This window comes from Pseudomonas avellanae BPIC 631, assembly GCF_000444135.1.
GTDB lineage: Bacteria > Pseudomonadota > Gammaproteobacteria > Pseudomonadales > Pseudomonadaceae > Aquipseudomonas > Aquipseudomonas avellanae.
Genome location: NZ_ATDK01000250.1, coordinates 20,316 through 42,694 on the forward strand (window position 1 = coordinate 20,316; position 22,379 = coordinate 42,694).

The following is a 22,379-nucleotide window of genomic DNA, read 5'->3' on the forward strand; positions in this document are numbered from 1 at the left end:
TTGCCTCAACGACTGGCTGTATGAGGCCAGTCAAACAGCTGGCAGGCATTCTCTGTGCTCGCTTCGGCCAGGCGCTGCGGGCTGATGTTCATCAGGGCCGCGAGCGCCTGACAGATGTCCGGCAAGTGCTCAGGGCTGTTGCGCTGATTGGGATGCATGGCCGGGGCCATGTCCGGTGCATCGGTTTCCAGCACCACGCTGTTCAGCGGCAGGTCGGCGATTACGCGATGCATGCGCAGCGCCTGTGGCCAGGTTGCTGCGCCGCCCAGGCCCAGTTTGAAACCGAGCTTTATGTATTCGCGCGCTTCTTCACGGCTGCCTGCGAAAGCATGAACGATGCCGCTGCGCTTGATCCGGTAGCGCTTGAGGGTGGCAATCACATCGGCATGACTGCGGCGCACATGCAGCAAGGCAGGCAGATTGAAGTCGGACGCCAACTGCAACTGCGCCTCGAAGACTTCCTGCTGACGCACCTTGTCCAGATGATCGACGTAGTAATCCAGGCCAATCTCGCCCACTGCGCACAACTGCGGATGGCTTTTGAGGCGGGTCAGCCAGTCGCCCAGTTCGGTCAGGTGCTCTGCCTGGTGCTCATCGATATAAGCCGGGTGCAGGCCGAACGCAGCATGCAACTGCGGATTGGCTTCGGTCAGGTCCCATAACCGCTGCCAGTCACGCTGATACACCCCGAGTACCACCATGCGCTGCACGCCCAGCGAGCGGCAATGCTCCAGGACTTGAGCGCGGTCGGCATCGAAGTCCGGGAAGTCCAGGTGGGTGTGGGTATCGATCAGCGACACCTTCACACCCCGTGAATGCGTTGCTTGAAGGCGCGCACGATGGCATGCACGCCAGGTTGATAATCGTCCTTCTCGATGGCGGCCAAGGCCAGTTGCAGCGCTTTGTCAGCGATCAGCTGATGTTGCTGGGCCATCGCATTGACGGGCAACGGCAGGAAATCCAGCAATTGCGTGTCACCGAACGTGCCCAGGTGCAATGAGGTCGTGTTGAGTGACTGGCTTTGCAGCACGTCGAACACGCCTTGCAGCAGCACATAGGAAGTGGTGATCAGTGCATCTGGAAAATGCCCCTGGCGTTGCAGCATCTCGGACATCAGGCGCTGCCCGCACTGGCGGCTGAATGCTTCGCCATGTTCAACAATGGTGGTGCCGGCAAAGCCATCCAGAGCGTGCTCGAAGCCTGCGGCCCGGGCCCGGCTGATGCTCAGTTCGGGGCGCGCACCGATCAGGGCGATGTGCCTTGGCTGGGTCTGCAGCAGGCTGCGCGTCAGTTGCAGGCTGGCATCGTGGTCGTCGCTGACCACCGAGCAGAAGAAGTTCGGGTCCATTTCCCGGTCGATGGCGATGATCGGAATGCCTTTGAGCTGCAAATCGCGATAGCTCGCGTCGCTGGGCGGCAGGCAGCTGGCGACCAGCAGGGCGTCACAGCGGCGTGCGCGAAACAGCTGTAACAGCTGCAGTTCACTGACCGGGTCATCATCGGAGCTGGCAATCAGCAATTGATAGCCAAGGCTGCGCGCGCCCTGCTCGAGCAGTTTGGCGATACGCGCATAGCTGGGGTTTTCCAGATCCGGCAGGATGAAGCCCAGCGTTTTGCTGTGACGACTGCGCAGGCCCGCTGCTTGAGGGTTGGGCCGGAAGTCGTATTGCTCGACCACCGCCTTGACGCGCTCGACCGTTGCGGGGCTGATGCGTTGTTGTTCGGCCTTGCCGTTGATGACATAGCTGGCGGTGGTGACAGAAACACCTGCCAGACGTGCAATATCGCTCAGTTTCACCCCGAAAATTCCTTTAGTTGGCCAGGCGGTTCAGGACCGTCGAATTGTTTTCGCCGTGGCGGCGATCATTACACCAGACCGTAGGAAATTCCTAAGTACTTCAAGTATTTTAGGAAGTCTCCTACAGCGATCGGACCGACTGGGCTTCAATGAACGCACAGAATCGAGTAACGTGCCGGGCAATTGTAGATTAAACGATTCAGCACGCCTGTTGTCTGCTGCAATCGAGATGAAACTGATGTCCGATAGGATATTCGATGGGCATCACTTCATCCTCTTAGCTGGCGATCACATGTGATCGCCATTAAAACAAGAATCAGGTGGCGCCTTGGCGCTGCACAGGAGTCAAGGCAATGCTCGAACTCACTCTGGGGCAAATATCCATGGCCCAGTCGGCTGTGGATAAAACTGCCGCACTGAAACTGCTTGCCGACCACCTGGTCGCTGATGGCCTGGTTGCCGAGGGCTACCTCACCGGGCTGATGAACCGCGAGCAGCAAGGCTCGACCTTTCTCGGTCAGGGTATCGCCATTCCCCACGGCACCCCCGAAACCCGCGACCTGGTGTTCACCACCGGCGTGCGCCTCATGCAGTTCCCCGAAGGGGTGGATTGGGGTGACGGGCAAATGGTCTACCTGGCGATTGGCATCGCGGCCAAGTCCGACGAGCACTTGCGCCTGCTGCAACTGCTGACCCGCGCGCTGGGCGAAGAGGACCTGGGCCAGGCGCTGCGTGAAGCGAAGAGCCCGGAAGACCTGCTCAAGCTGTTGCAGGGCGCGCCGCAAGAGCTGGCGCTTGATGCGCAAATGATCAGTCTCGGCGTATCGGCCGACGATTTTGAAGAACTGGTCTGGCGTGGCGCGCGTTTGCTGCGCAAGGCCGACTGTGTGAGCAACGGCTTTGCCGCGGTGCTGCAACAGGTCGAAGCCCTTTCACTGGGTGACGGCCTGTGGTGGCTGCACAGTGAGCAGACCGTCAAGCGCCCGGGCCTGGCGTTTGTGACGCCAGACAAACCGATTCGTTATCTGGGTCAGCCGCTGACCGGCTTGTTCTGTCTTGCCAGCCTGGGTGAAGCGCATCAGGCGTTGCTCGAGCGATTGTGCCTGCTGCTGATCGAAGGGCGTGGCCATGAACTGGGCCATGCCACCAACAGCCGTGTCGTCCTTGAAGCGCTGGGCGGCGAAGTGCCTGCTGAATGGCCAACCCAACAGATTCAACTGGCCAACGCGCACGGCCTGCATGCCCGTCCAGCCAAGATACTGGCGCAACTGGCCAAGGAATTCGAAGGCGAAGTTCGTGTGCGCGTGCTGGAAACCGGCGAGTCTGCGGTGTCGGCCAAGAGTTTGAGCAAGCTGCTCAGCCTGGGCGTGCGCCGTGGTCAGACACTGGAGTTCATTGCCGAGCCGAGCATCGCTGCCGACGCGCTGCCTGCGCTGATCGCTGCGGTAGAACAGGGGCTTGGCGAAGAAATCGAGCCATTGCCTGCTGCCAGCGAGCCTGAGGCCGCGCCGACGCCTTCTGCTGTCGCCAAACCGATTAACGCACCGGCGGCGGGCAGTGTGTTGTCGGCTGTGCCGGCCTCGCCTGGCATTGCCATCGGCCCTGCGCACGTGCAAGTGTTGCAGACCTTCGATTACCCGCAAAAGGGCGAATCGGTTGCGGCCGAGCGCGAGCGTCTGCACACGGCCATCGGCGAAGTGCGCCGTGACATCGAAAACCTGATTCAGCGCAGCAAGTCCAAGGCCATCCGTGAAATCTTCATCACCCACCAGGAGATGCTTGAAGACCCGGAACTGACCCGCGAAGTCGAGCAGCGTCTGAACGACAACGAAAGTGCGGCAGCTGCCTGGGCCACGGTCATCGAAGCGGCTGCTGTTCAGCAGGCGCAACTCAAAGATGCGCTGCTGGCCGAGCGCGCCGCCGACCTGCGCGATGTGGGTCGGCGCGTACTGGCGCAGATCTGCGGTGTTGAAACCGTTGCGGCGCCCGACGAACCTTACATTCTGGTGATGGACGAAGTCGGCCCGTCCGACGTTGCCCGTCTGGACCCGGCGCAGGTCGCCGGTATTCTGACCGCTCGCGGCGGCGCGACCGCGCACAGCGCCATTGTTGCCCGTGCGCTGGGCATTCCCGCGCTGGTCGGTGCCGGTGACGAAGTGCTGCTGCTCAAGCCCGGCACCGTGCTGCTGCTCGACAGCCAGCGCGGACGCCTTACCGTTGCGCCTGACGAAGCCACCTTGCAGCGCGCCGTTCAGGATCGTGATGCCCGCGAGGAACGCCTCAAGGCCGCCGCCGCGGCGCGTATGGAACCTGCTGTGACCCGTGACGGCCACGCCGTTGAAGTCTTCGCCAACATCGGCGACAGCACCGGCACTCCCGCTGCGGTGGAGCAGGGCGCTGAAGGCGTTGGCCTGCTGCGTACCGAATTGCTGTTCATGGCCCATTCTCAGGCGCCGGACGAAGCCACGCAGGAAGCTGAGTACCGCCGCGTGCTGACCGACCTCGGCGGTCGTCCGTTGGTGGTGCGCACGCTGGACGTCGGCGGCGACAAGCCGTTGCCTTACTGGCCGATCGCCAAGGAAGAAAACCCGTTCCTGGGGGTGCGCGGCATTCGTCTGACCCTGCAGCGTCCCGATGTCATGGAAAGCCAGCTTCGCGCCTTGTTGCGCGCAGCCGACAGCGGCCCGCTGCGCATCATGTTCCCGATGATCGGCACCCTTGAAGAGTGGCGTGAGGCGCGTGCCATGACCGAGCGACTGCGCGCGGAAATTCCGGTCAGCGACCTGCAACTGGGGATCATGATCGAAGTGCCGTCGGCCGCGTTGATCGCTCCGGTGCTGGCCAGGGAAGTGGATTTTTTCAGCATTGGCACCAATGACCTGACGCAATACACCATGGCCATCGACCGCGGCCATCCGACCCTGTCGGCTCAGGCTGACGGCCTGCACCCTTCGGTGCTGCAACTGATCGACATGACCGTGCGTGCCGCGCATGCCAATGGCAAATGGGTGGGCGTGTGTGGCGAACTGGCCGCCGACCCGCTGGCGGTGCCGGTGCTGGTTGGCCTGGGCGTGGACGAACTGAGTGTGTCGGCGCGCAGCATTGGCGAGGTTAAGGCCTGTGTCCGTGAACTGACCCTGAGCAGTGCTCAACAACTGGCGCAAAAAGCGCTGACGGCGGGCAGCGCTGCCGAAGTCCGTGCGCTTGTGGAGGCTGTGTAATGGCGAAGATTCTTACCCTGACCATGAACCCGGCGCTGGACCTGACGCTACAGTTGGGGCAGTTGGAGCTGGGCCAGGTCAACCGCAGCAATGCAATGCTCACTCACGCAGCCGGCAAGGGCCTCAACGTGGCGCAGGTGCTGGCTGACCTGGGCCACGAGCTGACCGTTGCCGGTTTTCTCGGCATCGACAACCAGCAGGCGTTCGAGGCGTTGTTCGAGCGTCGTCACTTTGTCGACGAGTTTGTGCGCGTGCCGGGGGAAACCCGCAGCAACATCAAGATGGCCGAAAGCAGTGGCCGCATCACCGACCTCAACGGCCCTGGGCCGCAGGTCAGCGAAGAAGCGCAACAAGCGTTGTTCGCCCGTGTGGAACAGATTGCGCCAGGTTTTGATGTGGTGGTGGTGGCGGGCAGCCTGCCGCGCGGTGTCACGCCTGAGTGGCTGCAAAAGCTGTTGCTGATGCTCAAGGGTCTGGGTCTGAAAGTGGCGCTGGACAGCAGCGGGCTGGCCTTGCGTGCCGGTCTTGCTGCCGGGCCGTGGCTGATCAAGCCCAATACCGAGGAACTGGCCGACGCGCTCGACGCGCCGATCATTTCCATCGCCGCGCAAGCCGAGGCGGCTGCGCGCCTTCATGCCCAGGGTATCGAACACGTGGTGATTTCGCAGGGTTCCGAAGGCGTGCACTGGTTCAGCCCGAGCGTGGCGCTGCATTCATTGCCGCCCAAGGTCACGGTGGCCAGCACGGTAGGCGCAGGGGATTCGCTGCTGGCGGGCATGGTCCACGGCCTGATCGGCGGTCATGAGCCACAGAAGATTTTGCGCACGGCCACGGCCATCGCCGCCATGGCCGTGACCCAGATCGGTTTCGGTATCACCGACGCCGCGCAACTCAAACGGCTTGAAGGCGGCGTCACTGTACGCAGCCTGACAGAACAATAAGAGAGGATCGTCATGAAGTTAGCCATAGTTACGGCCTGCCCGAACGGCAAGGTCAGCAGCGTACTCAGCGCACGATTGCTCGAAGCGGCGGCACTGCGTCAGCGCTGGGAAACCAGCGTCGAAATCATCGACCCCAACAAGGCCGATCAGCAGCTGTCGCCTGAGGATATCCAGGCCGCAGATCTGGTGCTGGTGGTCAACACCGGCCCGGTAGACCTCAGCCGTTTTGTCGGCAAGCGTCTGTTTCAAGACTCGCCTGCCCATGCGTTACAGGATGTAGACGGGTTTTTACAGCGCGCCGCGAAAGAGGCGCAGGTGCATGTGGCGTCTCAGGCTGCCGCGCCTCAAGCCACTGCAACTTCCGTTGGCAACGCCGGGGCAAAACCGCGCATCGTTGCGATCACTGCCTGCCCGACCGGTGTTGCGCACACGTTCATGGCCGCCGAGGCGATTCAGCAGGCGGCCAAGCGGCTGGATTATGATCTGCAAGTCGAAACCCAGGGTTCGGTTGGCGCGCGCAATCCACTCAGTGCTCAAGCCATTGCCGATGCCGACGTAGTGTTGCTGGCTGCCGATATCGAGGTCAACACCGACCGTTTTGCAGGCAAGAAAATCTACCGTTGCGGCACCGGGATTGCGCTGAAGCAATCCGAAGCGACACTGAAAAAGGCCTTGGCAGAAGGCCAGGTCGAATCTGACGAGGCCACCGCCAAGTCGCCCGCCAAGCAAGAGAAGGCCGGGGTCTACAAGCACCTGCTGACCGGCGTGTCGTTCATGCTGCCGATGGTGGTGGCGGGCGGTCTGCTGATTGCGCTGTCGTTCGTGTTCGGCATTACGGCGTTCAAGGAGCAAGGCACGCTGGCGGCGGCCTTGATGCAGATCGGCGGGGAAGCCGCGTTCAAACTGATGGTGCCGTTGCTGGCCGGTTACATCGCCTATTCCATTGCTGACCGTCCGGGTCTGGCACCGGGGATGATCGGTGGTTTGCTGGCGACGACGCTGGGTGCCGGGTTCATCGGCGGCATCATCGCCGGTTTTCTGGCCGGGTACAGCGCGGCGGCGATCAACCGTTACGCACGCCTGCCTGCCAGCGTCGAAGCGCTCAAGCCGATTCTGATCATCCCGTTGCTGTCGAGCCTGTTCACCGGTCTGGTGATGATCTACGTGGTCGGCAAGCCGGTGGCGGGCATGCTCGAAGCGCTGACGCACTTCCTCGACAGCATGGGCACCACCAACGCGATTCTGCTGGGTGTGTTGCTCGGCGCGATGATGTGTGTTGATTTGGGCGGGCCCATCAACAAGGCCTCCTACGCGTTCTCGGTGGGCCTGCTGGCTTCACAGAGCTACGCGCCGATGGCCGCTGCAATGGCTGCCGGTATGGTGCCGCCAATCGGCATGGGCATCGCCACGATCCTGGCGCGCCGCAAGTTTGCGCAAAGCGAGCGTGAGGCAGGCAAGGCGGCTTTCGTGTTGGGGCTGTGCTTCATTTCGGAAGGTGCCATCCCGTTCGCCGCCAAGGACCCGTTGCGGGTGATTCCGGCCAGTGTGGTTGGCGGTGCGCTGACCGGTGCATTGTCGATGTATTTTGGCTGCAAGCTGATGGCACCGCACGGCGGGCTGTTCGTGATGCTGATCCCTAACGCGATCAACCATGCGCTGCTTTATCTGCTGGCGATTGTTGCCGGTAGCGTGCTGACCGGTGTGGTCTACGCGCTGATCAAGCGGCCTGAGCCAGTCGAGCTGCAAGCGGCACCCGCAGGCGCCTGATCACCACGTTATAAATGCCCTCAGCGTGCCAGCGCGAGGGCAACACCCTGGCCACCGCCTATACACAGCGTGGCCAGGCCTTTTTTTGCATCACGCCTGATCATCTCGTGCAGCAGCGTTACCAGTACGCGGCAGCCTGATGCGCCAATCGGGTGGCCGATGGCGATAGCGCCGCCGTTGACATTGAGCTTCTGCGGGTTCAGCCCCAATTCCTTACCGACCGACAGCGACTGCGCAGCGAACGCTTCGTTGGCCTCGATCAGGTCCAGTTCGTCCAGCGACCAACCGGCCTTGTCCAGGCAGCGGCGGGTCGCGCTGACCGGGCCGATGCCCATGATGGCCGGGTCGACACCTGCGTTGGCGTACCCCGCGATGTGCGCGAGTACCGGCAAGCCCAACTGCTCTGCCTTGGTCGCGCTCATCAACATCACGGCAGCAGCGCCATCGTTGAGCGACGATGCATTGCCCGCGGTGACGGTGCCGTCTTTCTTGAAGGCGGGTTTGAGTTTGCCGAGTGTTTCAGCCGTGGTGCCCGCCCGCGGCTGTTCATCAGTGGCGAAGGACAACGGCTCGCCTTTGCGCTGAGGGATCAGGATCGGGGTGATTTCATCGACAAAACGCCCGGCCTCGATAGCGGCAATGGCTTTTTGCTGGGACGAGGCCGCGAAGGCATCCTGGGCTTCACGGCTGATCTCGTACTTCTGAGCCAGGTTTTCGGCGGTGATGCCCATGTGGTAATCGTTGAAGGCATCCCACAGGCCGTCGGTGATCATCGTGTCGATCATGCTGGCATGGCCCATGCGCAAACCGGTGCGTGCGCCGGGCAAGACGTAATTGGACAGGCTCATGTTTTCCTGTCCGCCGGCGATGACGATGTCTGCGTCGCCGCAGCGAATGGCCTGGGTCGCCAGGTGCAGCGCCTTGAGGCCCGAGCCGCAGACCTTGTTGAGGGTCATGGCCGGTACGGAGAAGGGCAGGCCCGCCTTGATGGCGGCCTGACGCGCCGGATTCTGGCCCGCACCAGCGGTCAGCACCTGGCCCATGATGACTTCATCGACCAGCGCGCCGTCCACACCGGTCTGGGCCAGCAGTTGGCGAATGACCGCTGCGCCCAGATCGACAGCGGGGACGGCGGCCAGTGAACCCTGGAAACTGCCCACGGCGGTGCGGGTGGCGGCGACGATAACGACGTCTTGCATGGTGCTGATCCTCATTGTTTTTGGGGGCTGAACCGGCAGAGCCGGAGCGCTTTGATCAAGAGATTCATGGTGTCACAGAAGGGCGTGCCGGTTCCAACCGCGAACCGGTCGGTCACGTTTTGCTGCGTGTGTGGGGGGGCTCAGACGCCCATGCGTCTTTTGGCACGCTGCGCCGAGCCGTCGCGCACTGCCCAGCGCAGGATGGGCGCGGTGTTGTTCACGCCCAGCCGGATCAGCCTGCGTTGCACCGGGCCTTGAGTGACGTCGAGCATCTCGCTGGCCCAGACGGGTAACAGGTCGACACCGGCGCGCATCATCAGCACGCCGAAGGGCTTGGCCAGCCAATTGGGTGCAGGCGCGTCGAGCAGCAGGCGCAGCACCTCGCGGCTGCGCTCATCGCACACCAGTTGCCCGCGGATGTCTGCCAGATAGTCCGCGATGGCCTGACGGGAGCGCGGCACGTTGCGAGCGCCCAGGCGTTCTGCGATCAGCGCGGTTTCAGCGTAATACAGGTCCTGATCGGCCAGTGACAGCGCCGGATTGCGGTAACGCAAATGCGCGGCAAGAAAGCTGCTGACTTCGGCGACGTGCACCCAGGTCAGCAGGTCCGGGTCGCTGGCGGCATAAGGACGACCGTCAGGCGCCGTGCCGGTGACGTTCAGGTGAATGGCGCGCACCTTGTCGATCAACCAGTTGGCGTCCTGTGTGGAGCCGTAGGTCGTGCCGGACAGAAACTGCCCGGTACGCCGCAACCGGCCGAGCATGTCCTGGCGAAAGCTGGAATGGTCCCAGATACCCGCCAATGCCAACGGATGCAGCGCCTGTAACATCAGCGCGCTGATGCCGCCGACCAGCATGCTGGTGAAGTCGCCATGCACCTTCCAGCACACCGACTGAGGGCCAAACAGACCCGGATCGCCCTTGGGGTTCTCCAGGTCCAGTTGACCGAGGGCCAGGCCGGTGAGGCTGATGACCTGGGTTTCGATGCGGGTACGGATGAATTCCATGTCGGGCTCATGCAGCGGGGAGGGGCACGTTTAGCGTCCGTAACGCGCTCACTGTTAAGCACATGTCCTGAGCGCCACCGGGACGGGGCTTCTGCCCGCAGGGCGTGGGAGCGACCGGGGCGGCGATCCGCATTGTTCGCGAAGAGGCCAGTACATCCGCTAAAGATGTACCGCCCGAAATAAAGCTTTCGCGGACAAGTCCGCTCCCACAAGGAGAGCGTACGCACTCATGGTTAGACACAAGCCCTGAGGACCCAGGCTTCTGCCCGTAGAGCGTGGGGCTATTGCGCTTAGCCGCGGTGACGGCCGCGGAAGTAGTTGATCAGGCCCTGGGTCGATGCATCGTCTGCCGGTTCTTCGGTGCCGCCGGTCAGACGCTGGTACACAGCCTTGCCCATTTCCTTGCCCAGCTCCACACCCCATTGGTCAAAGGCGTTGGTGCCCCAGATCACGCTCTGCACGAACACTTTGTGCTCATACATGGCCACCAGCGCGCCAAGGCGACGCGGGCTGATACGTTCTACCACCAGCGTGTTGCTCGGACGGTTGCCGGGGATGACCTTGTGCGGTGCGAGTTTTTGCACCTCTTCCTCGCTCATGCCCTTGTCACGCAGCTCGGCTTCGGCTTCGGCGCGGGTCTTGCCCATCATCAACGCCTGGCTTTGCGACAGGCAGTTGGCGTACAGCCATTGATGGTGGTCGGCAACCGGGTTGAAGCTGACGATCGGCACGATGAAGTCGGCCGGGATCATCTGTGTGCCTTGGTGCAGCAACTGGTGGTAAGCGTGTTGCCCGTTGGCGCCTACGCCACCCCAGATGACCGGGCCGGTATCCGTGAGTGCCGGCGTACCGTCCTGGCGAACGCTTTTGCCGTTGGATTCCATGTCCAGTTGTTGCAAGTGTTTGGTGATGTTGCGCAGGTAGTGGTCGTACGGCAGGATCGCGTGGCTTTGCGCGTTCCAGAAGTTGCCGTACCAGACACCCAGCAGCGCGAGCAGCACCGGCATGTTCTGTTCAAAAGGGGCGCTCTGGAAGTGCTGGTCCATGGTGTAGGCACCGGACAGCAGTTCCTTGAAGTTGGACATGCCGATGGCCAGCGCGATAGGCAAACCAATAGCCGACCACAGCGAATAACGGCCGCCGACCCAGTCCCACATCGGGAAGATGTTTTCTTCACGGATACCGAACGCGACCGCTGCCGCATTATTGCTGGAGACCGCAATGAAGTGGCGATGCAGTTCGACTTCCGAGCCGCCCTGCGCCAGGTACCAGGCGCGTGCAGCCTGGGCATTTTTCAGGGTTTCGAGGGTATTGAAGGATTTCGACGAAACGATGAACAGCGTGGTTTCGGCGCGAATCTTCATCGACAGTTCATGAAATTCACTGCCATCGATGTTCGCCAGGTAATGGCAACGCACACCCTTGTGTGCATACGCCACCAGCGCTTCGGAAACCAGTTCGGGGCCCAGGAACGAGCCGCCAATGCCGATGTTCACTACGTCGGTGATCGGCTTTTCGGTGTAACCGCGCCACAGGCCGTCGTGGATGCGGCCGACCAGCTCGGTCATCTGGTTAAGCACGCGGTGAACGTCGGGTATCACATCGACGCCGTTGACTTTCAGCTTGTCGCCTACCGGGCGGCGCAGTGCGGTGTGCAGCGCCGGACGACCTTCGGATGAGTTGACCAGCTCGCCATCGTATTGAGCCTTGATCGCGTCCTTGAGGCCCACTTCACTGGCCAGCGCAACCAGCAGGTCGCGGGTTTCGGCAGTGATCAGGTTTTTCGAGTAGTCCAGAAACAGACCGGCGCTGCTGAGCGTGAACTGGCTGAAGCGCTTGGGATCAGCCGTGAACGCTTCACGCATGCTGAAATCCTGCATGGCCTGGCGGTGTTTGGTCAGCGCTTGCCAGGCAGGCAGAGCGGTCACATCGGAAGGATTGCGGTAGTACGCCATCGCTGCGGGTTTCCTTTAACTGATTCTGTCTTTGGATATTATTGGAGCGAGGTTGCACGCTTTCTCACTGGCTATGCAGAGCAGACTACCCTTCGCGTACCTGTTTGTCTGCGCTTCGCCTTACTTGACCCCGGTACTTTTTCGCACACGGTGAGCCGGGGCTTTCAATCGAATGCTGTCGGTCATGATTAACGATAGGGCACTGGCGGTGTGGCTTAGTTCACTGCCGCCAGCGCAGCCGTTCAGCCCCTGGTCAGGTGCAGGTTATCGATCAGGCGGGTTTTACCCATAAATGCAGCGGCGAGAATCACCAGGTCGGGATCCTCGGCAGTGGTCGGGCGCAAGCTGTCGGCATTACGTATTTCCAGATAGTCGATGCGAAAGCCGGCCGCTTGCAGTTGCTGTTTCTTGCTGCTCAGCAGCGTATCGAAGTCCTGCTCGCCTGCGCTGATCGCCTCGGCTGTCTGGCGAATGGCTTGATACAGAGCCGGTGCCGCAGCGCGCTGCGCTTCATCCAGATAGCCGTTGCGCGATGACAACGCCAGACCGTCATCGGCGCGCACGGTCGGCTCGCCGATGATCTGGATAGGCATGTTCAGGTCGCGGACCATGGCGCGAATCACCGCCAGTTGCTGGAAGTCTTTCTCGCCGAAGATCGCCAGATCAGGCTGCACCATATTGAATAGCTTGCTGACCACCGTGGCGACACCTTCGAAATGGCCGGGGCGGCTGGCGCCACACAGGCCTTGCGAAAGGTGCGGGACGCTGACCAGGGTCTGATCGGCCATGCCGTGCGGGTACATTTCCTCGACGCCTGGGGTGAACAAAAGGTTGCAACTGGCTTGCAGAAGCCTTTCCTGATCGGCCGCCAGCGTACGCGGGTAGGTGGCCAGGTCTTCGTTGGGGCCGAACTGTAGCGGGTTGACGAAAATGGTCGCCACCACGAAGTCAGCGCGCTGGGCCGCTTTGGTCACCAGTGCGGCGTGGCCGCTGTGCAGGTTGCCCATGGTCGGGGTCAACGCGATCCGCTTGCCTTCGCTGCGTGCCCGCGCAACGGCGGCGCGCAGTTCCAGTACGGTCTTTACTGTGTTCATGCCGAGAATCCGTGTTCAATGGCCGGAAAACTGACGTCTTTGACGGCGCTGACGTAGGCCTGGATGGCCGACTGAATGTCGGGCTGACCGATCATGAAGTTTTTCACGAACTTGGGTACGCGCCCGGTGATGGACAGGCCCAGCATGTCGTGCAATACCAGCACCTGGCCGTCGGTGGCGCTGCCTGCGCCTATGCCGATGACCGGAATCTTTACCGCGTGGGTGATTTCTTCGGCCAACTCGCTCGGCACGCACTCCAGCAGGATCATGGCGGCGCCTGCCTGTTCCAGCGCGATGGCGTCGGCGCGCATCTGCCGCGCCTGCGCTTCCAGTCGCCCCTGAACCTTGTAACCGCCCAGCACGTTGACCGATTGCGGCGTCAGGCCCATGTGCGCGCACACCGGGATCCCGCGCTCTGCCAGCAGGCGGATCGATTCGCCCAGCCACGCAGCGCCCTCGACCTTGATCATGTGCGCACCGGCCTGCATCAGCGTGGTGCTGTTGATGAAGGTCTGCTCCAGCGTGGCGTTGGCCATGAACGGCAGGTCGGCAAGAATCAACGCACCCTGATTGCCGCGTTTCACGCAGGCCACGTGGTAGGCGGTCTCGGCGGTGGTGACCGGCAAGGTGCTGTCGTGCCCCTGCAGGACCATGCCCAGCGAGTCGCCTATCAGCAGCACTTCGACACCCGCCTGGCAGGCCGTGTGGGCGAAGGTTGCGTCGTAACAGGTCAGCATGGTGATTTTCTCACCCTTCTGCTTCATGGCCAGCAGCGACGTAACGGTTATGTTCGGCATGTAAAGTTCTCCATCAGGCGCTGTGAACCCGAGTGCTCAGCGCGTGAGAGTCATCCTGGAAAAGCAGGCACACCGTCGTGTCGCGGTGTTTTGCAAAGGCCTGTTTCGCGCCCGTTCGCCAGTGCGGCAGCGGCGGGAGGCCTATCTTCGTGAGGAGGGGGCGTGAAGTCAATTGCAGGTGTTACCTGTGTGTCGTACCGGTTACACATGTGCGGTGACAGTCAGGCTTCAGACGCTGGCGGGCAGGCGCTCAAGACCTGTAAACGGGCATTCACTCAACAGGTGGGTCAGCTCACGTCCGTCGGCCAGGGTCAGCTCTGGCGCCAGCTCTGCCAGCGGATACAGCACGAATGCGCGCGCCTGCATGTGGTAGTGCGGCACTTTGAGGCGTGCCTCGTCCATGACTCGTTCGCCGAACAGCAGAATATCGAGGTCCAGGGTGCGCGGCCCCCAGCGTTCGTGACGTTCACGCCCTTGACCCAGCTCGATGGCCTGCAACGCGTCAAGCAGCATCAGCGGTGGCAGGGTGGTGTCCAGCGCGGCGACGGCATTGGTAAAGCGCGGTTGACCGGGCAGCAGCGAGTCGCTGACATAGAACGAGGACACGCCAATCAGCGTGGTGTCTGGCAGTTGCGCCAGCGCCTTGATGGCGCTGCGCAGTTGCTCTGCCGGGTCAGCAAGGTTGCTGCCCAGGCCAATGTAAACACGTTCGGTGGCCAACAGCGGTTTACTCACCGCTTTGCGCCTCGCCACTGCTGCGCTTGCGTTTGGCGCCACTGTTGCGACGACGCTTGCGCGGAGCAGCGCCGGCGGCTTCCGGCTTGTTGCTGAGGTCACGAATCATGTCGCGACGTTCGCTGTCATTGCAGTCCTGATAATCGGTCCACCATTGGCCCAGACCGTCAGTCTGCTCGCCCGCGCTTTCGCGTAGCAGCAGGAAGTCGTAGCCGGCACGGAAGCGCGAGTTGTCCAGCAACAGGTCGGCACGTTTGCCTGAACGACGCGGCAGGCGCTCCTGCATGTCCCAGATTTCGCGGATCGGCAGGGTGAAGCGCTTGGGGATCGCGATGCGCTGGCACTGCTCGATGATCAGTTCGTGAGCGGCGTCCTGCATGGCTGCAATCGGCGGCATGCCACGTTCCTGGGCACGCAGCACCTTGGCCGGCAGCGCAGGCCAGAGCAGGGCGGCAAACAGGAACGCCGGGGTGACCGGTTTGTTCTGCTTGATGCGCAGGTCAGTGTTGATCAGGGCATTGCTGATCAGCGTGTGGGTGTAGGTCGGGTTGTATTCCAGCGCCTTTGAGCTGGCCGGGAACAGGGGCTCGAACAGCTCCAGGTCAACCAGCATCTCGAACGTCGGCGCGGCATAACCGGAGAGGAACAGCTTGAGCACCTCTTCGAACAGGCGTGCCGATGGAATATCGCGCAGCATGGGTGCCAGTGCGCGGATCGGCTGGGCACTGTGTTTTTCGATGCCGAAATCCAGTTTGGCCGCGAAGCGCACGGCACGCAGCATGCGCACCGGGTCTTCCTTGTAACGTTGCTCCGGGTCGCCGATCAGGCGGATCAGACGATTGCGGATGTCATGTACGCCGTTGGCGTAATCCAGAACACGCTCGCTGACCGGGTCGTAATACAGCGCATTGATCGTGAAGTCGCGACGCTGAGCGTCTTCTTCAAGCGTGCCGTAAACGTTGTCACGCAGGATGCGTCCGCTTTCATTGCGCGAGGACTGATTGCTGTCCTCTTCTTCATCATCCTGTGGATGATTGGCGCGGAACGTCGCCACTTCGATGATTTCACGACCGAAGTGGATATGCACCAGCTTGAACCGGCGGCCGATGATACGCGCATTGCGGAACTCGGCACGCACTTGTTCCGGCGTGGCACTGGTGGCGACGTCAAAATCCTTGGGCGTGATATTGAGCATCATGTCGCGTACGCAGCCACCGACCAGATAGGCCTGATAGCCTGCGTTTTGCAGACGCTCGACAATATTGACGGCATAACGGCTGAACTGACTGCGTTGCAGCGAATGCTGGCTGCTATTGAGCACTTCAGGCGTGGTGCGCGTATGTTGCTGCGGTTTGCGCAGAGGGGAACGAAATGACTGGAACAACTTCTTCAGCATGGGATGCACTGTTTGAAGGAATATTCGGCCAAAAACGTGGAATGACCGCATGATGGGCGGGGATTCTAGCATTTAGTCGAGGGATGGTGTAGGAAGCTGTCGCGGAAGGGACAAACTACGGCGCGGATAGGGTCTGGAAGCTACTGGGGGAGCCGAAGCTCCCCCAAAGTGTGTGCTCTTTATTTTTATTTTCTGTACGGGCTTCTTGTTTTTGTTGAGTGCCCATTCACGAGACTTTGTCTGTGAACCCTCCCAATCGGGAGTCAAGAGCAAACGGATTGCTTTGGTCGCTGCGTTGCAATGATCATTCGATCCAACCAGTTCAGGCTCTACCTAAGGGTAGTTTTTATTGTTCTCGGCCTGGTTGCGGGGCAAGCCCCAAATACAACTCCTCTCCAAAAGAATCAGTTAGCTGCGCCTCCGCCGTGTTGTTCTTGTTATGCGTGAGTCGATTCGTATTGTTCTTGTTATGGGTGTCGTACTGCTTGTTGTTTTTCTTGTACTAAGCACATAGCAGAAGCTGTGCCAACTTTTGAAAAGCCCCATAAACCGGGGCCTTGCGGTGATTGGCGGTTTTTTCGGGGCACAAAAAAGCCGGGCCTGCGTTACCGTAAGACCCGGCTTTTGTTACGTGAAGTGCTTGCGGTAACAGTTTGCACACAGCCCTGTGCACCGCGTGCCAGAGCCTTGCGCAGAGCTTTACGTTTCGTTGGCCACACCCTTGCGACGGGGAATGCCCAGACGCTGGCGGCGTTCCCACAGGCACTTGCGGCTGACGCCCAGTTTGCGAGCCAGCTCGGTTTCGGTCATGTGGTCCTGGTGCTCCAGAACGAAGTGCTGAAAGTAGTCTTCAAGCGACAGGTCTTCGGCCGGCTCGTTGCCTGTCGAGCTGGAAGAGCCCGGCAGCGGTGCCATGCCCATGTACTCATCGTCGTCCAGACCGTCCAGTTCGATGTCGATACCCAGCAGGTCGGCGGTGATTTCCGGGTTCTCGCAGAGGATCACCGAGCGTTCCACGGCGTTTTCCAGTTCGCGCACGTTGCCCGGCCAGCTGTAATGACGGATGGCCTGTTCGGCATCGGGGGCAAATTTCAGGTCGTCGCGACCGACCTTGGCGCTTTGGCGCACGAGGAACGCGCGGGCAATTTCCAGTATGTCGCTGCCACGCTCGCGCAATGCCGGCAGTTTCAGGGCTATAACGTGCAGACGGTAGAACAGGTCTTCACGAAACTCGCCATTTTTGGCCAGCGTCTTGAGGTCCCGGTGGGTCGCGGCGATCAGGCGCACATCGACCTTCTGCGATTGCACTGAGCCGACGCGTCGAATTTCACCTTCCTGCAATACACGCAGCAGGCGCGCCTGAGCTTCCAGCGGCAGTTCGCCGATTTCATCGAGAAACAGCGTGCCGCCGTCGGCCGCTTCAACCAGGCCTGCACGGCCTGCGCTGGCGCCGGTGAACGCGCCTTTTTCGTGACCGAACAATTCGGATTCGATCAGCGATTCCGGGATGGCCGCACAGTTGACGGAAATCATCGGCGCCTTGGCACGGCGCGACAGATTGTGCAGAGCGCGGGCAACCAGTTCTTTACCGGTGCCCGACTCGCCCTGAACCAGAACGTTGGAGTCGGTCGGTGCCACCTTGCGAATCTTGCTGTAGAGATCGAGCATGGGCGCACAGGAGCCGATGATGCCGATCTCGCCATTGTGGTTCTGCGCCGGACCTTTGTCAGTACTACTCGCTTTGGCGGCCAGCGCGCTGCGCTCATCCTGCAGACTTTTGACGGTCTGACGATCGCGCAGGATGCGCGAAACGGCCTGGAGCATTTCGTCGTGGTCGAAGGGCTTGGCAATGTAGTCAACCGCGCCCATCTTCATTGAATCGACCGCCGAGCGCAGGCTGGCGTAGCTGGTCATGATCAGCACCGGTTTGCCTTCGCCCAGCTTGATCAGTTCAGTGCCCGGTGCGCCCGGCAGGCGCAGGTCGCTGACGATCAGATCAAACGAGGGAATGCTGAAACGTTCCTGAGCCTCCTGAACGGAGCCGGCTTCACTGACTTCATATTGATTGCGTTCAAGCAGACGACGCAGGGCTGAGCGGATAATCGTTTCGTCTTCGACGATCAAAATATGCGGCATTGATTCAGTTCTCTCGACGGTCTCAGTTCGCGGTGGACGTCGCGTCGACATGGCGTGGCAAGGTCACCCGAATACGGGTACCACGCTGTTGCTCGGGATCTGCCGGGCTGTCGATGGTGATTTGTCCATAATGCTCTTCAACGATGGAATAGACCAGCGCAAGGCCAAGTCCGGTTCCCTCGCCAGGGTCCTTTGTGGTGAAGAACGGCTCGAACAATCTGTCCATGATTGCCTTTGAAATCCCACTGCCTTCGTCTTCGACGATGAGGTCCACAGTGTGCTCGGATGCTTCGCTTCTGACCCGCACGGCGCTGCCTGCCGGGGAAGCATCGCGCGCGTTGGAGAGCAGATTGATCAGCACCTGCGCCAATCGCTGCGGATCGCCAACGGCCCAATGCTCGGGGTTGCACAGGTTATAGAAGTGCACTTCGAAATTGCGCCGGTTAAGGGCCAGCAGACCAATGGCATCCTGAGCCACTTCGGCCAGACAGACGGCTTCGTCGCTGTGCTGATGCGCGCCCGCGTGTGCGAAGCTCATCAGCGACTGGACGATGCGCGACACGCGTTTGGTCTGCTCGAGGATCTGGCTGCTGATTTCTTTCAGTTCGCCATCTTCTTCGCGCTCTTCACGCAGGTTCTGCGCAAGGCAGGCAATGCCGGTGATCGGGTTGCCGATCTCGTGCGCCACGCCTGCCGCCAGTCGGCCAATGCTGGCCAGCCGTTCCGAATGCACCAGTTTGTCTTCGAGCATCTGAGTGTCGGTGAGGTCTTCGACCAGCACGACCAGCACGACCAGCCCGCTGTTGCCTGTCGCGAGTGGCTCGTTGATGGCCGCTTTGTGCAGGTTCAGCCAGCGGGTCTGCCCGTCCAGCCCGAGCTTCTGCTTGTGCAAATGTTCATCGGGAAGGCTGGTGAAACCGGTCAGCAGGCCTTTCCAGGGTTCTGCAATGGTGTCCAGGCGCGAGCCGACCACCCGTTGGGCGACGATTCCGGTCAACTCTTCCATGGCCCGGTTCCACATCAGGATCTCCTGATCTTCGGCCAGCGAGCAGACGCCCATCGGCAGCTCCTGCAGCGTCTGACGGTGGTAGCGGCGCAAGGCGTCGAGTTCGGCGGCCAGGCCGGTCAGGCGCGAGTGGTAGTCCTCAAGCCGGCTTTCGATGAAATGGATGTCTTCGGTGACGTATTTTTCGCTGCCTGACTTGTACGGCAGGAAGGTTTCGACCATGTCCTGGGCGACGCTTGGCCCCATCAGCCCGGACAGGTTGGCTTCGATCCGGTCACGCAGGCGGCGCAACGCATACGGGCGGCGCTCGTCGAACGGCAGGTAGAGGTCGCGCAGCGCCTGTTCGACTTCTTTTTGTGCGGCTTTCGCGCCCAACGGCTTGGCCAGTTGCGTGGCGAACTCCTGAGGCGAAACCGCATGCAGCTCGCGGCGTTGCGGGCGACGCATGTTGTCGACGGCGCAGGCCTCGGCGGCGCTGACTTCTTCGGGGCTGGCGTTGGTGAACAGCGAGATCAGGGTAAACAGCAGCACGTTGGCTGCGAGCGACGCGATAGCTGCCATGTGCCAACTGGTGTCGTCCAGCACGTAGATCATGTTCAGCCAGGGAATATAGAAGCCCTGCAGGTTGCCGATCAGCGGCAGCAACATGCTGACCGCCCAGACGCTGATCCCGGCCAGCAGGCCGGCGATGAAGCCACGCCGGTTGGCGGTCGGCCAGTACAGCACCGATAGCACGCCGGGCAGGAACTGCAGGGTTGCCACGAAAGCCACGATGCCCAGATTGGCCAGGTCTTGTTGCGCGCCCAGCATCAGGTAGAAGCCGTAACCCAACGCGATAATCGCCACGATCAGGCCGCGTCGGGTCCATTTCAGCCAGCGATAGATATTGCCTTCAGCCGGTGGCTGATAAAGCGGCAGCACCAGATGGTTGAGCGCCATGCCCGACAACGCCAGGGTGGTGACGATAATCAACCCGCTGGCGGCCGAAAGCCCGCCGACATAGGCCAGCAAGGCCAGCGACTTGCTGTTGGCAGCGATGCCGATCCCGAGGGTGAAATATTCCGGGCTGGTGGTGGCTCCGAGCTTGAGCCCGGCCCAGAGAATCAGCGGCACGGCCAGGCTGATCAACAGCAGAAACAGCGGCAGCCCCCAACTGGCGCTGACCAGCGAGCGCGGGTTGAGGTTTTCCGTGAAGGTCATGTGGTACATGTGCGGCATGACGATGGCCGAGGCGAAGAACACCAGCAGCAGCGTACGCCACGGGCCTTCCTGCAACGGTGTGTGCAGCGAGGCGAGGGCGGTCTGGTTCTGCAACAGCCACAATTCGAGCTGTTGCGGGCCGTCGAACACGCCATACAAGGCATACAGCCCGACGCCACCCATGGCGATCAGCTTGATCAGCGATTCAAAGGCGATAGCGAACACCAGGCCTTCGTGCTTCTCACGGGTTGCGATATGCCGCGAGCCAAAGAAGATCGTGAACAGGGTGATCAGTGCGCAAAATGCCACGGCGACGCGGTCCTGCACCGGTTCGCGTGTCAGAATGCCAATGGAGTCGGCCACGGCCTGAATCTGCAAGGCCAGCAACGGCAGCACGCCGATCAGCATGAACACCGTGGTCAGCGCGCCGGCCCAGGTGCTGCGAAAGCGGAAGGCGAACAGGTCGGCCAGCGACGACAACTGATAGGTACGGGTGATTTTCAGGATCGGATAAAGCAGCACTGGCGCGAGCAGAAACGCCCCGGAAACGCCGAGGTAGCTGGACAGAAAGCCGTAGCCATACTGGTAGGCCAGACCGACCGTGCCGTAGAACGCCCAAGCGCTGGCGTATACACCGAGCGACAGGGTGTAGGTCAGAGGATGGCGAATGATCCAGCGCGGAATCAGCCCGCGCTCGCTGATCCAGGCCACGCCGAACAGCACCAGCAGATAAGCGGCGCTGACCAGCAGCATCTGCGTCAGACTAAAGCTCATCGGCATCTCGCTGGCTTTGCAGAATGAACGTCACCACGATCAGGATCAGCCACAGCATGTAGGGCCGATACCAGGCGCCGGTCGCGTCGATCCACCAGTCCATGATGGCCGGAGAGAACAGATAAATGCCTACCACCAGAAGCAAAACCAACCGGTAAATGTACATCTGGTCTCCCTGCGCTGGTAGATGAGGAGCGGCATGTTAACGGATGCCGGACAACCTGCAAGCATCCTTGCATCACAGTTTTCAGCGACCGCTCTGGATCAGTCTATCCGGGCTTCTTCAATAGTGCGCAGTCGCGGTATGAGCGAGGCGTTCCAGTGCTGAATGCCCCAGGCAAGCACTTCTTGCGCGGTGCCATCGGCCATGTGCGCGTCGACCGGTTGCCCCAGTGCTCGCAGCGCCCGCAGCAGTAGCGGTGTTGCCTGATCGGCAGGCAAAGGCGGGGAGCGATAGGATTTGCCGAGCTTGTGGCCGTCCGGCTGGGTGATCAACGGCACATGCAGGTAGCGCGGCTGGGGCAGGCCCAGCAGTTCTTGCAGGTACAAGTGACGTGGGGTAGAGTCCAGCAGATCGGCACCACGCACGATATCGGTGACGCCTTGCCAGGCGTCGTCGATGACGACGGCGAGTTGATAGGCATACAGACCGTCGCGCCTGCGGATCACGAAGTCGCCGCTTTCGCGCCCAAGGTGCATGTGGAATGTGCCCTGCACACGGTCTTCGAAGCGATACTCCAGCTCCGGCACGCGAATGCGGATTGCAGCGTTTTCTGGCGCATGCCCTGTATTGCGGCAGAAACCGGGGTACACGCCTTCAAAGTCCTCGAGCTGCTTGCGCGAGCAGGTGCAGGCATAGGCCAGGCCGTGATTGAACCAGCGCTGAAGAATGTCGGCGTAGGCGTCATGGCGCTCGCTCTGCCGGACCATCTCGCTGTCCCATTCAAAGCCGTAGCGCTCGAGTGTTTCAAGAATCGCCAACTGCGCGCCAGCTACCTCGCGCGGAGGGTCGAGGTCTTCCATGCGTAACAGCCACTGACCGCCCACCGCACGGGCATCCAGATAAGACGCCAGCGCTGCGACCAGCGAGCCAAAATGCAGATAACCACTGGGAGTCGGCGCAAAGCGCCCGATATAGGCCGGTTTTTTCATGCGCCGGATGTTACGGGCGGCGGGCTTGAGTGGGCAAGCGAAACTCCGGATACCTCATTCCAGTGGAAATGTCTTTTGTGACGCACCGCAGGCTCAAGATGGGACGCGGAGCGTCCAGAAAGGCATGCGACGCGGAGCGCCTCACGATAGTTGAGGTTATCGTTCCGCACGCTCCTGCGTCGGAATGCGTTGCGTGACGCT

At 61.3% G+C, this 22,379-nt stretch carries 16 protein-coding genes; 3 read left to right on the top strand and 13 right to left on the bottom strand.

The window, feature by feature from the left end; translation table 11 throughout:
• Positions 1–5 precede the first annotated feature (5 nt).
• Positions 6–806, bottom strand: coding sequence for a TatD family hydrolase (locus DW49_RS0114210; RefSeq protein ID WP_005614827.1), 801 nt, complete (start codon positions 804–806; stop codon positions 6–8).
• Positions 803–1,798: a catabolite repressor/activator gene (cra, locus tag DW49_RS0114215; RefSeq protein ID WP_005614829.1), complete on the bottom strand. Its 996-nt coding sequence runs from the start codon at positions 1,796–1,798 to the stop codon at positions 803–805. Before cra ends, DW49_RS0114210 begins: the two co-directional genes overlap by 4 nt.
• 353 nt (positions 1,799–2,151) lie before the next feature.
• Here cra and ptsP point away from each other — a divergent pair, with 353 nt between their 5' ends.
• From ptsP to DW49_RS0114230, 3 genes are read left to right on the top strand one after another with little or no spacing between them, the layout of a single operon-like run.
• Positions 2,152–5,019, top strand: a complete 2,868-nt coding sequence (gene ptsP, locus DW49_RS0114220; protein ID WP_005614830.1) for a phosphoenolpyruvate--protein phosphotransferase — start codon at positions 2,152–2,154, stop codon at positions 5,017–5,019.
• A complete protein-coding gene (gene pfkB, locus DW49_RS0114225) occupies positions 5,019–5,960 on the top strand; it encodes a 1-phosphofructokinase (RefSeq protein WP_003382263.1) in 942 nt (313 codons plus the stop codon). Before ptsP ends, pfkB begins: the two co-directional genes overlap by 1 nt.
• 12 nt (positions 5,961–5,972) lie before the next feature.
• On the top strand, positions 5,973–7,727 hold the full coding sequence (locus DW49_RS0114230; protein WP_005614833.1) for a PTS fructose-like transporter subunit IIB: 1,755 nt from the start codon (positions 5,973–5,975) through the stop codon (positions 7,725–7,727).
• 20 nt (positions 7,728–7,747) lie between these two features.
• Here DW49_RS0114230 and DW49_RS0114235 read toward each other — a convergent pair whose 3' ends face one another.
• From DW49_RS0114235 to gluQRS, 11 genes are all read right to left on the bottom strand, one after another.
• Positions 7,748–8,926: an acetyl-CoA C-acetyltransferase gene (locus tag DW49_RS0114235; protein WP_005614835.1), complete on the bottom strand. Its 1,179-nt coding sequence runs from the start codon at positions 8,924–8,926 to the stop codon at positions 7,748–7,750.
• Positions 8,927–9,066: 140 nt separating this feature from the next.
• On the bottom strand, positions 9,067–9,933 hold the full coding sequence (locus DW49_RS0114240) for an oxygenase MpaB family protein (protein WP_005614838.1): 867 nt from the start codon (positions 9,931–9,933) through the stop codon (positions 9,067–9,069).
• 290 nt (positions 9,934–10,223) lie between these two features.
• The gene (gene pgi / locus DW49_RS0114245; protein WP_003382270.1) at positions 10,224–11,888 is read right to left on the bottom strand and encodes a glucose-6-phosphate isomerase; all 1,665 of its coding nucleotides are present in this window, start codon (positions 11,886–11,888) and stop codon (positions 10,224–10,226) included.
• A gap of 242 nt (positions 11,889–12,130) precedes the next feature.
• The gene (gene panC / locus DW49_RS0114250; RefSeq protein WP_005614843.1) at positions 12,131–12,982 is read right to left on the bottom strand and encodes a pantoate--beta-alanine ligase; all 852 of its coding nucleotides are present in this window, start codon (positions 12,980–12,982) and stop codon (positions 12,131–12,133) included.
• Complete coding sequence (gene panB, locus DW49_RS0114255) at positions 12,979–13,779, bottom strand: 3-methyl-2-oxobutanoate hydroxymethyltransferase (protein WP_005614845.1); 801 nt, start codon at positions 13,777–13,779, stop codon at positions 12,979–12,981. Before panB ends, panC begins: the two co-directional genes overlap by 4 nt.
• Positions 13,780–14,007: 228 nt before the next feature.
• Positions 14,008–14,514 carry a 2-amino-4-hydroxy-6-hydroxymethyldihydropteridine diphosphokinase gene (gene folK, locus DW49_RS0114260; protein ID WP_005614847.1) on the bottom strand — a complete coding sequence of 169 codons (507 nt, stop codon included), beginning with the start codon at positions 14,512–14,514 and terminating at the stop codon, positions 14,008–14,010.
• Positions 14,507–15,910, bottom strand: coding sequence for a polynucleotide adenylyltransferase PcnB (locus DW49_RS0114265; RefSeq protein WP_003382274.1), 1,404 nt, complete (start codon positions 15,908–15,910; stop codon positions 14,507–14,509). The genes folK and DW49_RS0114265 overlap by 8 nt, the downstream gene beginning before the upstream one ends.
• Before the next feature lie 699 nt (positions 15,911–16,609).
• The gene (locus DW49_RS0114270; RefSeq protein ID WP_005614849.1) at positions 16,610–18,046 is read right to left on the bottom strand and encodes a sigma-54-dependent transcriptional regulator; all 1,437 of its coding nucleotides are present in this window, start codon (positions 18,044–18,046) and stop codon (positions 16,610–16,612) included.
• Positions 18,047–18,068: 22 nt separating this feature from the next.
• Positions 18,069–21,032, bottom strand: coding sequence for a sensor histidine kinase (locus DW49_RS0114275; RefSeq protein WP_024421295.1), 2,964 nt, complete (start codon positions 21,030–21,032; stop codon positions 18,069–18,071).
• Complete coding sequence (locus DW49_RS0114280) at positions 21,016–21,192, bottom strand: hypothetical protein (protein ID WP_002552060.1); 177 nt, start codon at positions 21,190–21,192, stop codon at positions 21,016–21,018. The genes DW49_RS0114275 and DW49_RS0114280 overlap by 17 nt, the downstream gene beginning before the upstream one ends.
• Before the next feature lie 98 nt (positions 21,193–21,290).
• Positions 21,291–22,178: a tRNA glutamyl-Q(34) synthetase GluQRS gene (gene gluQRS / locus DW49_RS0114285; protein WP_005614890.1), complete on the bottom strand. Its 888-nt coding sequence runs from the start codon at positions 22,176–22,178 to the stop codon at positions 21,291–21,293.
• Positions 22,179–22,379 lie beyond the last annotated feature (201 nt).

Excerpts from the sequence above, each read along its gene's own strand:
- ptsP (WP_005614830.1), top strand. The coding sequence starts at position 2,152 with ATGCTCGAACTCACTCTGGGGCAAATATCCATGGCCCAGTCGGCTGTG.
- panB (WP_005614845.1), bottom strand. The coding sequence starts at position 13,779 with ATGCCGAACATAACCGTTACGTCGCTGCTGGCCATGAAGCAGAAGGGT.
- pgi (WP_003382270.1), bottom strand. The coding sequence starts at position 11,888 with ATGGCGTACTACCGCAATCCTTCCGATGTGACCGCTCTGCCTGCCTGG.
- panC (WP_005614843.1), bottom strand. The coding sequence starts at position 12,982 with ATGAACACAGTAAAGACCGTACTGGAACTGCGCGCCGCCGTTGCGCGG.
- pfkB (WP_003382263.1), top strand. The coding sequence starts at position 5,019 with ATGGCGAAGATTCTTACCCTGACCATGAACCCGGCGCTGGACCTGACG.
- DW49_RS0114275 (WP_024421295.1), bottom strand. The coding sequence starts at position 21,032 with ATGCCGATGAGCTTTAGTCTGACGCAGATGCTGCTGGTCAGCGCCGCT.
- gluQRS (WP_005614890.1), bottom strand. The coding sequence starts at position 22,178 with ATGAAAAAACCGGCCTATATCGGGCGCTTTGCGCCGACTCCCAGTGGT.
- DW49_RS0114270 (WP_005614849.1), bottom strand. The coding sequence starts at position 18,046 with ATGCCGCATATTTTGATCGTCGAAGACGAAACGATTATCCGCTCAGCC.
- DW49_RS0114230 (WP_005614833.1), top strand. The coding sequence starts at position 5,973 with ATGAAGTTAGCCATAGTTACGGCCTGCCCGAACGGCAAGGTCAGCAGC.
- DW49_RS0114280 (WP_002552060.1), bottom strand. The coding sequence starts at position 21,192 with ATGTACATTTACCGGTTGGTTTTGCTTCTGGTGGTAGGCATTTATCTG.
- DW49_RS0114235 (WP_005614835.1), bottom strand. The coding sequence starts at position 8,926 with ATGCAAGACGTCGTTATCGTCGCCGCCACCCGCACCGCCGTGGGCAGT.
- DW49_RS0114240 (WP_005614838.1), bottom strand. The coding sequence starts at position 9,933 with ATGGAATTCATCCGTACCCGCATCGAAACCCAGGTCATCAGCCTCACC.
- DW49_RS0114265 (WP_003382274.1), bottom strand. The coding sequence starts at position 15,910 with ATGCTGAAGAAGTTGTTCCAGTCATTTCGTTCCCCTCTGCGCAAACCG.